Genomic DNA, 10,493 nt, shown 5'->3' with positions numbered 1-10,493 from the left:
TTAATAGAAGTCCGCCTGCGGTTGCAGAACGCAAACATGCAGCGCGAATAGGGATCAAGTTTGAATTTTAGCTTGATAATTGCAGCCAGTCCGTGATAGCTTTTTCTCAGATCGGTAGCTCCACAGGCAAGGTAAACGGTTGTGCCACCTGCCAGATCAAGCATGATCTTTCAGCCCCTGGATCAGAACACGAAAAAATTCCGGCGGGCATTCAGGCATCACTTCAATCCGAATAGCGTTTGTGATAAAAATGCGGACTGGAGACGGGCTGATATTCAAAGTCTCATTCTTTGAAATCTCTTTTTCCGTTGGCATTTTTGCAAAAATCATATCTGTATCTGATTGTTCGTCCAATTTTTTCAGCTTGCGCATCCAATAATTCATTGTAGAGACTGGAACGTGATGTTCCTGACACCATGTTTTGCAAGTCTGCCCACTGGATTGAAATTCATGGATTCGTTCAGACCACAGAGTGATTTTTTCATCTTTTTTCATAATGATACAGTTTCCTTCCTTTGTTATGAAAAGAGTGTATCAGAAAAATATAGTTGCTGACAGATACGGATGATTACGTACTTACATCATATCAACACGATAGATGCAAAGACTTGGTTAATAAAATTACAGTCAGAGGATGGAAAGAGTTATAGCAGTGTCCATACAATACGTGGAGTAGTAAGACCAGCTTTTCAGATGGCTTATGAGGCAGACCTAATCAGAAAAAATCCTTTTGATTTTGAACTGCATAATTTTCTAATTGATGATTCAGTAAAAAGAGATGCAGTAACATCAAAACAAGAAAAGGAGTTTTTAAAGTTTGTTCAACAGGATGAACATTTCAGTGAGTGCTACGATGGGATGTTTATATTATTTAGAACAGGCTTGAGAATAGGCGAGTTTTGCGGACTTACGTTAAAGGATATAGACTTGGAGAAAAGAACAATCAACGTGAATCATCAATTACAGTATGTTGGCAATAGGGGAAAGTACATAGAAAAAACAAAAACTGAAGCTGGGACACGAGTATTGCCAATGTCGGATGAAGTTTATGCAGCATTCAAGAGGGTAGTACAGAATAGAAAGAAACCTAAAGTCGAGGAAATGATAGATGGTTATACAGGTTTTCTGTTCTTGGATAAGCGTGGAAAACCAATGATGCCCTATCAATGGGAAAAACGCTTTCAGCATGTGGTTGAGAAGTACAATAGAATTTATCGAGTGCAACTTCCAAAGATAACACCACATGTGTGCCGTCATACATTTTGTACGAATGCGGCAAAGCGAGGAATATCTGTAGAAACATTGAAATATTTAATGGGACATACAGATATAAGTGTTACCTCAAATGTGTATACACACCTTAAGTTGGAAGATGCACAGAGAGAAATGGAGAGGCTTGAAAGGATAGAAAAAGAAATGAAAAAGTGTGCCAAGTAAGGAAATAAAGGGCATAGGGAAAAAGTACTGATGAGTACGAATCGGGTTTATACCTAGATTTGTACTCATTTTACTTACCGAGATATGGTAAAATATGCGATTTTATGCTAGGATAAGACCATTGGGTTAGATGTCGTGAAAGTGCGATAAAACCTAGGAAAAATAAGGATATACAAGGAAAAACGAAGATATGCAAAGAAAAATTAAAGTACTCTTTATCTGCCACGGCAACATCTGCCGTTCCCCAATGGCCGAATTTATATTAAAAGATATGGTATCAAAGCGTGGTATAGCCGACCAATTTGAGATCGCTTCCGCTGCCACAAGCACCGAAGAAATCTGGAACGGCACCGGCAACCCGATCTATCCGCCGGCACAGGCGGAGTTGAGGAAACATGGGATTGGAAAAACGGTATATACAAACTTTTCTGAAAAACGAGCAAGGCAGGTAACAAAAGAAGATTACAGATATTATGATTATTTGCTCTGTGCAGATGCAAACAATATCAAAAACACCATCCGTATTACAGGGCAGGATGACGAGGGCAAGATAAAACTGCTTTTGGACTTTTCGGCAGATCTAGAAAGAAAAGGAAAATCCATTTCAGATCCATGGTATTCCGGCAGGTTTGACGAGACCTACAGAGATGTTGTTTCCGGTTGTGAGGGACTGCTCGCATACCTTAAAGAAACAGGACGGATTTCATAAAAACACAGGGAAAAAAATGAAAAAACAGTGTCAATGGTATCAGAATATCATCGACACTGTTTTTTCGTTCATGACAATAGGTTTAGTCACCTCACAACGCGTACTTTCTATCACTGATAATAATTTCGTATATTTTCGTGAAAAGTCAATACCCGAATAATATATAAATATACATATAAAAAATTAGTGAAAAAGACGAAAAAAGACAAACAACACAAAAATATCTTGTTTGAAATGCCGGAAAAATGTATGATGTCAATGTACGAAATAACACGAAAATTTTAAGAGGGGAGAAAAGTATGTATAAGACCGGTTAGAAAACGCAGTCGTTGGCTACGGATATGTGGAGAAATCAAAAATGGGGGAATTAAAAAAATGAAAAATAAGAACATTTTGAAGAAGACCGCTAAGAAGTCAATTAGCTGGCTTTTAATTTTAGGAATGCTGATAACGTTACCACAGACACCGGGAGCGGTATCTGCAGCGGCAGCAGGACTGAAAACAGAGACCGAAACAGTGCATGCAGAAGAGGTGGAGACAGAGACCGGAGTTATGAATGCCAACGAGGCAGAAACAGAGACCGAAGAGGTGGAGACAGAGACCGAGACAGTGCATGCAGAAGAGGCGGAGACAGAGAATGCAACAGTGCATGCGGAAAATGCTGTGACAAAGACAGATCTGACGGTTCACTTCAAAAATGAAAATAACTGGGATAAAGTATATGTAAAATTTGGTGCAGGCGACAGCTGGGCAGCTGTTAAAAATTTTGAGTACTGCAAAAATTATGACTATGGCGGCCTGTTAAAAGAAAACAGTAAGAATAAAGGCTGGTATAGCTTTAAGGTTGAAAAAGATGATGCGTTGGATCTGAATGGATTATTTAATGCTGGTGCATGGGGTGACAATAATCAGACAGAAAACTTCAAGATCGAAATTACATCCGAAACTATGGAAGTATGGATCACAGGCAAGACTGTCAGTGAAGAAAAACCAGAAAGCTGGGCTACTGGTGAGACAGTCAGTGCACCGGTTGATGTGACTCCTGTATCAGGTGTAGAGAGCCCTGTGCTTGGAAAAGACAGTTCTGTGACGTTTAATTATGAGATATCTGCAGATAAGCTAGGAACAGAAAAGCTTTATCTTATGGGTTCACTTACAGACTGGACAGATGGATATGAGATGACAGATGAAGATAAAGATGGTATTTATTCCATTACCGTTTCAGATAAGCCTGCTGGAATTTATGAATATAAATTCAAGTATGGCAGTAACTGGGTGACAGATCCGGCAAATAAGAATTATAGTAACGGAAACAGTAAGGTGGTAATACCGGGACTTGGTAGCGATACGTTAGAAGCTAAGGTCGGTGTCACAACTGCATTGCCAGATACACTTAAGTATTACACAGCAGATGGGACAGTTGCGGATGTGAAACCGGAGTATACTTTAGAAACATCAATGGATGGTGTTTCAATTGATGAAGGAAAATTAACACTTTCAGATGATGTGACTGCAACCGACATTCTGGTAATTGCGTCATATAAAGTAGGAGATGATGTTTATAAAAGCACAGTGTATGTGAATGTTGTCATGGCACAGTATAATTACCATATTTACTATTATGCAGACAATGAGGATCGTGTGACAGCAGATTCTGCGGCATTATGGCTTTATGGTGATGGGGTAAATGGAACACTTCATGATTTTACGGATACGACAGAGATTGATGGATATACATGGTTAACGTACACATGGACGACAAGTTTAGACAATATCAGTATTATTGCAAAGAATCCGGGAAGTGAATGGACATGGCAGGCAGCTACAGTAAATTATAAAAATGCAGATGCTGCGGAAGATGTAGATGTTTATGTGATTCACGGAGATACAACAGCATACACAACGATACCGGATATTAAGGAAGCTACGCAGAAACATTATGTGCTTGTGGAATATAGAAGAAACAATGCAGATTATGATGGATGGAATATTTACACATGGGACAGTGGATATGATGATACGGTAAAATTTGTTGAGAATCAGGGCAGCTGGATTGCTCCGGTACGTGTTTCATCATCAAAAGAATCTATCTCTTTTTGCATGCGTCACAGTACGGATGATAATGAATGGGAGAGTAAAGATGGCGGCGATCATATGGTAAAGATCGCAGCCGGACAGCGAATGACAAAAGTTGTTTTTGAGGAAGGAAAAGGAATTGTATCTTACTATCCGGACAATCAGGGTTATGAACTTGATACAAAGAATGGAAAAGTAAATCTTTACTATCGAGATGATGATCTTTACGCTGAAAATAAGGCGGGAGAGATTGCATCCGTAAAGGTTGTCTATGATGATAATGAATATGAGATGACTTATAATGCCAATACGCAGAGATGGGAGAAAACAGATGTCGTATTGACAGAGGGAGAGCATCATTATTATTACAAAGTAAAAGCAGCAAAAGATAGCGAAGAAGTAATAAAATTAGACCTGTTTAATGCGAATAAGGAAGCTGGCGATAATCCCGGATACAGCATTTTTGAATACTATAAATTTAATGCCACAGTAAGTGGAACAATGTCTGGGAAGACAATGGATTATGGTGACAATAATGTATTGACGGTTTCTGTCAATGCAGACAAGATCAATGGAGATACCGCGTTTAAGGCATCCGCAGTAACGGCAGATCTGACAGCTCTTGGCGGCAAGAAAGATTTTAAACTCGATCCGGCATTGATGGAGGGAAGCATTGCGGTAAAAGAGGGAATTCAGGCGGGAACCTATGAACTTCCGGTTACCGTAAAAGATCAGTATGAAAATGAGTATACAGGAAAAGTCTCAGTTGAAGTAACAGAGCGGAACAAGGGAACGGATTTTGACTGGGATGAGGCAGTTATTTATTTTGCAGTGACAGACCGTTTTTATGATGGAAATACCACAAATAATGATGCATATGGAACAGGTGATTACAACAAAGATCCTGCTACTGGTTCGTTGAGTTATCATGGCGGCGATTTTGCAGGTCTGACACAGAAGCTGGATTATTTATCAGATCTTGGAGTTAATACGATCTGGATCACTCCTATCGTTGCAAATGAGATGAAAAAAGGGCTCGCTACAGATCTTCCGGGAACGCTTTCTTATGGTTACCATGGTTACTGGGCAAGTGATTTTACGACCTTAAACAAACATCTTGGAACAGAAGAAGAGTTTAAGACCTTACTTGATTCGGCACACAAAAAAGGCATGAAAGTGATGGTGGATGTTGTATTAAATCATGCCGGATATGATACAGAAAATTATTTTAACTCTATGCTGAATGGAAAAAATATGATCCGGAGTGGAGCGGATCTGATTGAGGGAGATACCAAAAAAGGACCTTTGTCTAACCTGCCAGACTTTATGACAGAAGATCCGGATGTGCGTAATCTGTTGGTAGAGTGGCAGTCTGCATGGGTAAGCAAATATGACATTGATTATTACAGAGTAGATACTGTAAAGCATGTGGACGATACAACATGGGCTGCATTTAAAAATGCACTGACCAGGATTGATCCGGACTTTAAAATGATTGGAGAATACGCTGGTGCAGGCTATGCAAGTGATACCGGAACCTTAAGAAGCGGTGAAATGGATTCACTCCTGGATTTTGATTTCAATGACCAGGCACTTGCTTTTGTAAAAGGTGATATTGATGGTGTTGAGATTTTTATGGAAAAGAGAAACGCAGCAATTGATAATACAGCGACACTTGGAGCATTTACAAGTAGTCATGATGAAGATGGCCTGATGCAGAAAATCATTGATGAAGGATATACAAAGGATCAGGCATACAACATGTTTAAAGCTGCCACAGTTCTGCAGATGACGGCAAAAGGACAGGTCATTGTATATTATGGCGAAGAGATCGGACAGTATGGAAAAGACAATTATCCATATCAGACCAATCGATATGATTTTGACTGGAGCCAGGCACAGAATGCAGACGGAAGTTTAAATACAGACAATGAGATGCTTGTCCACTATCAGAAACTTTTGACTGCGAGAAATAAATATTCAGAGATTCTTGCAAAGGGAGATCGGACAAAGGTTGCAGGTGGCAGCAAAGAAGGATATCTGGTATTTGAAAAATCATATCAGGGAAAAAATGTTTATGTAGGAATTAATCTGACAGATACGCCGGTTGTGGTAGATAAACTTGCGGTAACAGGAAAAGGCTATAAGGATGCTTATGCAGATTCAAAGGTAACGGAAGCAGATGGAACAGTATCATTTACAATTCCTGCACTGAAAGCAGGTGGAACAATTATTCTTGGAGTACAAGAAGAAACAATAGAGCCGGACAAAGATATTGAAGCAAACGCTATCACCTTAAACAAAACGGACTTAACCTTGAAAAAAGGGAAATCTTACACCTTAAAAGCAACCGTAACACCGGAAAATAGTGTAGATAAGACCGTGACTTTCAAATCTTCCAAGTCTTCCGTGGCAAAAGTAGATGCAAACGGAAAAGTAACTGCAAAGAAAGCAGGAACCGCTACAATTACAGCTACCACAAAGAATGGTTTAAAGGCAACCTGTAAGATCACGGTTACAGATCCGGCAACCAAAGTATATCTGACACCGGCAATGAGTATCAAAAAGGGAAGTTCGGTAAAATTGACAGCATCTGTATTCCCGAAGACAACGACAGATAAACTTACATGGTCTACTTCCAACAAAAAGGTAGTGACAGTAACAAAGCGTGGAAAAATCAAAGGCATCAAGACAGGAACAGCTACGATCACGGTAAAGACGTCGAGTGGAAAGAAAGCAACCTGTAAAGTGACCGTTGTAAAGAGTAATAAGAAGTCAGCAGGTATTAAACTGAGTGCAAAGAAACTGACATTAAAGCAAAATGCAACAAAACAGCTGAAAGCTACTCTTGATAAGAATGCAACGGACAAAGTGACATGGAGCAGTTCTAACAAGAAAGTAGCTACAGTCGATAAAAATGGTGTTGTAATGGCTGTAAAGAAAGGTACTGTAACGATTACCGCAAAGACATCAGGTGGAAAGAAAGCAACCTGTAAAGTGACGGTAAAAGTACCGGCAACCAAGGTAAAATTAAACAAAACCAAGGCGACTGTTGCAAAGGGCAGGACTCTGACCTTAAAAGCGACTATGACACCTTCTTCCTCAACAGATAAACTTACCTGGACGAGTTCCAACAAAAAAGTGGCAACAGTTGATAAGAATGGTAAAGTAAAGGCGCTGAAAAAAGGCACTGTAACAATTACAGTAAAATCTGCAAGCGGAAAGAAAGCAACTTGCAAAATTATTGTAAAATAAAAAATAATGAAAAGATATCGCACAGATAAACCCAATATCTGCGCGGTATCTTTTTATGGTTTCAAAAATAATGAAGTGTAAAATAAAAAAAATTGCAAAAAAATATTGCAAAGAAGAAATCTATGTGGTATAAATGTTACAACGTTAAAACAGTAAAGCGATGAAAGAGACTCTGATCTTTAGACATCGACAGGAATACAGCGTCACCGACTGAGAGCGCTGTTTGAAAGAGAAGGTCAAGGGAACACTCTGGAGCAGACTGATTGAACAGGAATTTGCACGAGCGGTTGATCTTAAAAACAGCGGCAGTGGATCGAAAGTAGGTCAGTACGTGGGTGCGCGTTAAGCACAGAGAGCGGAAAGATGATGAGAACGACATCATTTTTCAATGCGGGTGGTACCGCGGGATACTAAGAGATTTCGCCCCGGAAAAGCATATGCTTTTCCGGGGTTTTTTGTATTCATGATAATAGAATGTTCGCGGAGCGTGCATTCTATTATTTGTTGAAAATCTGAAAGACAGAGTTTTGTTTTTCAAAAAGGTTCCCGTCCCGCACCTTATCATATCTAAAGGAGTGTACAGAATATGGAATTCATGACAGGTGTAAACAAAAAGGAAACCTTAGAGATCGGTGATTTACTGACCGGCAGCTATGAGGGAAAAAGTGTAAAAGTAAACGGAGCAGTGCATACCATCCGTGATATGGGTGAAGTTGCATTTATTGTCTTAAGAAAGAGAGAAGGACTGCTCCAGTGTGTTTACGAAGAAGGAAAAACACAGTTTGACTTAAAAGATTTAAAAGAGGCAGCAACGATTGAGGTGGAGGGAACCGTAAAACCGGAGGAACGTGCACCACACGGATTTGAGATCCGTCTGGATAAAATCAATGTATTGTCCGAACCGGCTGCACCGATGCCGCTTGCAATCTCAAAATGGAAATTAAATACCTCCTTGGAGGCGAATTTAAACAACCGTGCGATCGCCCTTCGAAATGTCAGGGAGCGTGCAAAATTCCGTATTCAGGAAGGTGTGGTACGGGGATTTCGTGATTTCTTATACAGTCAGGGGTTTACAGAGATCCATACACCAAAGATCGGTGCAAAAAGTGCAGAGGGTGGAGCAAACCTGTTCCGTCTCGAATATTTCCACAGACCGGCTGTACTGCAGCAGAGTCCACAGTTTTACAAGCAGATGATGGTAGGTGTCTTTGACCGTGTATTTGAGACAGCACCGGTATTTCGAGCAGAAAAGCATAATACAAAGCGCCATTTAAACGAATATACCAGTCTTGATTTTGAGATGGGATATATTGATGGATTCGAAGATATCATGGCGATGGAAACCGGATTTTTACAGTATATGATCGCATTATTAAAGAAAGATTATGCGGAAGAACTGAGATTACTGGGTGTTACATTGCCGAATGTCGATAAGATCCCGACCGTGCGGTTTGATGAGGCAAAAGAAAAAGTAGCGGAAAAATATCACCGTCAGATCAGAAATCCATACGATCTTGAACCGGAGGAGGAAGCACTGATCGGACAGTATTTTAAAGAAGAATATGATGCAGATTTCGTATTTGTTACGCATTACCCATCCAAGAAACGTCCGTTTTATGCCATGGATGATCCGGCAGATCCGACGTATACGTTAAGTTTTGACCTTTTATATCAGGGACTTGAGATCACGACCGGCGGACAGCGTATCCACGATTATAACAGGCTGATGGAGAAAATTGAAAAACGTGGTATGGAGTCTGAGGGAATGGAACAGTACTTATCCGTATTTAAACATGGCATGCCGCCACATGGTGGACTTGGAATCGGATTAGAGCGTCTGACCATGAAATTAGTCGGTGAGGACAATGTTCGTGAAACTACTTTATTCCCTCGTGATTTAAGCAGATTAGAGCCGTAATCAGGTTAGAACAGATGTAAAGAATCCAAAACAAAATAATTTTAGATCCATATCAGGTTCAAAATTGAATGTAAATTGAGTTTTGCAAACAGGGATCATATGAATGAAAAAGGAGAACAGCCGTGAAACATTTGGGAACAAAAACAATCGAAACAAGACGTCTTGTTTTAAGACGATTTACACTTTCCGATGCAGAACCGATGTACCGTAACTGGGCATCGGATCCGGAAGTGACAAGATATCTGCTGTGGCCTGCACATGAGAGTGAAGAAGAGACGAAAGGCATTTTAAAAGGCTGGATCGCTGCATACGATAAAACGGAAAAATATGAATGGTGTATCGAATTAAAAGAGATCGGTGAGGCAATCGGCAGCATTGGTGTCGTAGCTGTCAATGAAAAAGTGCAGTCCATGGAAGTCGGTTATTGTTTAAGCTGTGACTACTGGAATAAAGGAATCATGCCAGAAGCATTAGAGGCAGTGGTAGAATACTTGACTAACGAAGTTGGGGCACGCAGGATCGCGGCGCGATGTGATACCAGAAATCCGTACTCAGCCAAAGTGATGGAAAAGTGTGGCCTTAAATATGAAGGAACAGCGATTCAGGCTGAGTGGAACAATTCTGGAGCCGGGGATGTTGCTTATTATGGTCTGGTGGTTGGACCTGTGATCGTAGAAGAACCGGAAGAAGCTGAAGAACCGGGAATCGAGGAAGAGGAAGAAATTCCGGCAGTTAAGACCGGACGCAAAAACGAAATCTCAGACGAGACGATCGAGTATGTCGGAATCCTTGCAAAATTAGAGCTGAATGAGGAAGAAAAAGAGCATGCCAAGAAAGATATGGAAGAAATGCTCAACTATATTGATAAATTAAACGAACTTGATACCACAGGAGTGGAACCTATGTCACATGTATTTCCGGTAAACAATGTATTCCGGGAAGATGTAGTGACAAACGGAGACGGCAGCAAAGAGGCGCTTTCGAATGCACCGGCACAGAAAGACGGTGGATTTAAAGTGCCAAAGACAATTGGAGATTAATCAGATTGCTCAAAGAACATTTTGTGCAGCAGGCAAAGAAAATGTTCGGATAAAAAGC

Annotated in this window: 8 protein-coding genes and 1 pseudogene; 7 read left to right on the top strand and 2 right to left on the bottom strand. The window is 40.3% G+C overall.

Going from position 1 to position 10,493, the window contains the following annotated elements; genetic code table 11:
* Both tnpB and tnpA read right to left on the bottom strand, forming a co-directional pair.
* Positions 1 to 164: IS66 family insertion sequence element accessory protein TnpB (gene tnpB, locus DW650_RS20740; protein WP_199654192.1), on the bottom strand; the 164-nt coding region annotated here is incomplete at its 3' end.
* Positions 157 to 495, bottom strand: a complete 339-nt coding sequence (gene tnpA / locus DW650_RS04150; RefSeq protein WP_117922646.1) for an IS66 family insertion sequence element accessory protein TnpA — start codon at positions 493 to 495, stop codon at positions 157 to 159. The genes tnpB and tnpA, both read right to left, overlap by 8 nt.
* A gap of 69 nt (positions 496 to 564) precedes the next feature.
* Here tnpA and DW650_RS04145 point away from each other — a divergent pair, with 69 nt between their 5' ends.
* The 7 genes and pseudogenes from DW650_RS04145 (at position 565) to gatC (ending at position 10,435) form a co-directional block, all read left to right on the top strand.
* A complete protein-coding gene (locus tag DW650_RS04145; RefSeq protein WP_118209135.1) occupies positions 565 to 1,437 on the top strand; it encodes a tyrosine-type recombinase/integrase in 873 nt (290 codons plus the stop codon).
* Positions 1,438 to 1,627: 190 nt separating this feature from the next.
* Complete coding sequence (locus DW650_RS04140; RefSeq protein ID WP_118209134.1) at positions 1,628 to 2,146, top strand: low molecular weight protein-tyrosine-phosphatase; 519 nt, start codon at positions 1,628 to 1,630, stop codon at positions 2,144 to 2,146.
* A gap of 375 nt (positions 2,147 to 2,521) precedes the next feature.
* Positions 2,522 to 7,477, top strand: coding sequence for an Ig-like domain-containing protein (locus tag DW650_RS04135; protein WP_118209133.1), 4,956 nt, complete (start codon positions 2,522 to 2,524; stop codon positions 7,475 to 7,477).
* Between the two features lie 223 nt (positions 7,478 to 7,700).
* The gene (locus DW650_RS20290; RefSeq protein ID WP_006858835.1) at positions 7,701 to 7,823 is read left to right on the top strand and encodes a hypothetical protein; all 123 of its coding nucleotides are present in this window, start codon (positions 7,701 to 7,703) and stop codon (positions 7,821 to 7,823) included.
* Positions 7,824 to 8,063: 240 nt separating this feature from the next.
* On the top strand, positions 8,064 to 9,395 hold the full coding sequence (gene aspS, locus DW650_RS04130) for an aspartate--tRNA(Asn) ligase (RefSeq protein WP_117918732.1): 1,332 nt from the start codon (positions 8,064 to 8,066) through the stop codon (positions 9,393 to 9,395).
* Positions 9,396 to 9,517: 122 nt separating this feature from the next.
* A pseudogene (locus tag DW650_RS20585) lies at positions 9,518 to 9,967 on the top strand (GNAT family N-acetyltransferase); the annotation flags it as partial.
* A gap of 150 nt (positions 9,968 to 10,117) precedes the next feature.
* Positions 10,118 to 10,435 (top strand): Asp-tRNA(Asn)/Glu-tRNA(Gln) amidotransferase subunit GatC, encoded by a 318-nt coding sequence (gatC, locus tag DW650_RS20580; protein WP_334294382.1) that lies wholly within the window; start codon positions 10,118 to 10,120, stop codon positions 10,433 to 10,435.
* Positions 10,436 to 10,493: the final 58 nt, after the last annotated feature.

The sequence above is a fragment of the Roseburia sp. AM23-20 genome (assembly GCF_003470905.1).
Taxonomy (GTDB): Bacteria; Bacillota; Clostridia; order Lachnospirales; family Lachnospiraceae; genus Roseburia; species Roseburia rectibacter.
This window is presented reverse-complemented; position numbering and strand designations above follow the sequence as displayed.

Excerpts from the sequence above, each read along its gene's own strand:
- tnpA (WP_117922646.1), bottom strand. The coding sequence starts at position 495 with ATGAAAAAAGATGAAAAAATCACTCTGTGGTCTGAACGAATCCATGAA.
- DW650_RS04145 (WP_118209135.1), top strand. The coding sequence starts at position 565 with ATGATTACGTACTTACATCATATCAACACGATAGATGCAAAGACTTGG.
- DW650_RS04140 (WP_118209134.1), top strand. The coding sequence starts at position 1,628 with ATGCAAAGAAAAATTAAAGTACTCTTTATCTGCCACGGCAACATCTGC.
- DW650_RS04135 (WP_118209133.1), top strand. The coding sequence starts at position 2,522 with ATGAAAAATAAGAACATTTTGAAGAAGACCGCTAAGAAGTCAATTAGC.
- aspS (WP_117918732.1), top strand. The coding sequence starts at position 8,064 with ATGGAATTCATGACAGGTGTAAACAAAAAGGAAACCTTAGAGATCGGT.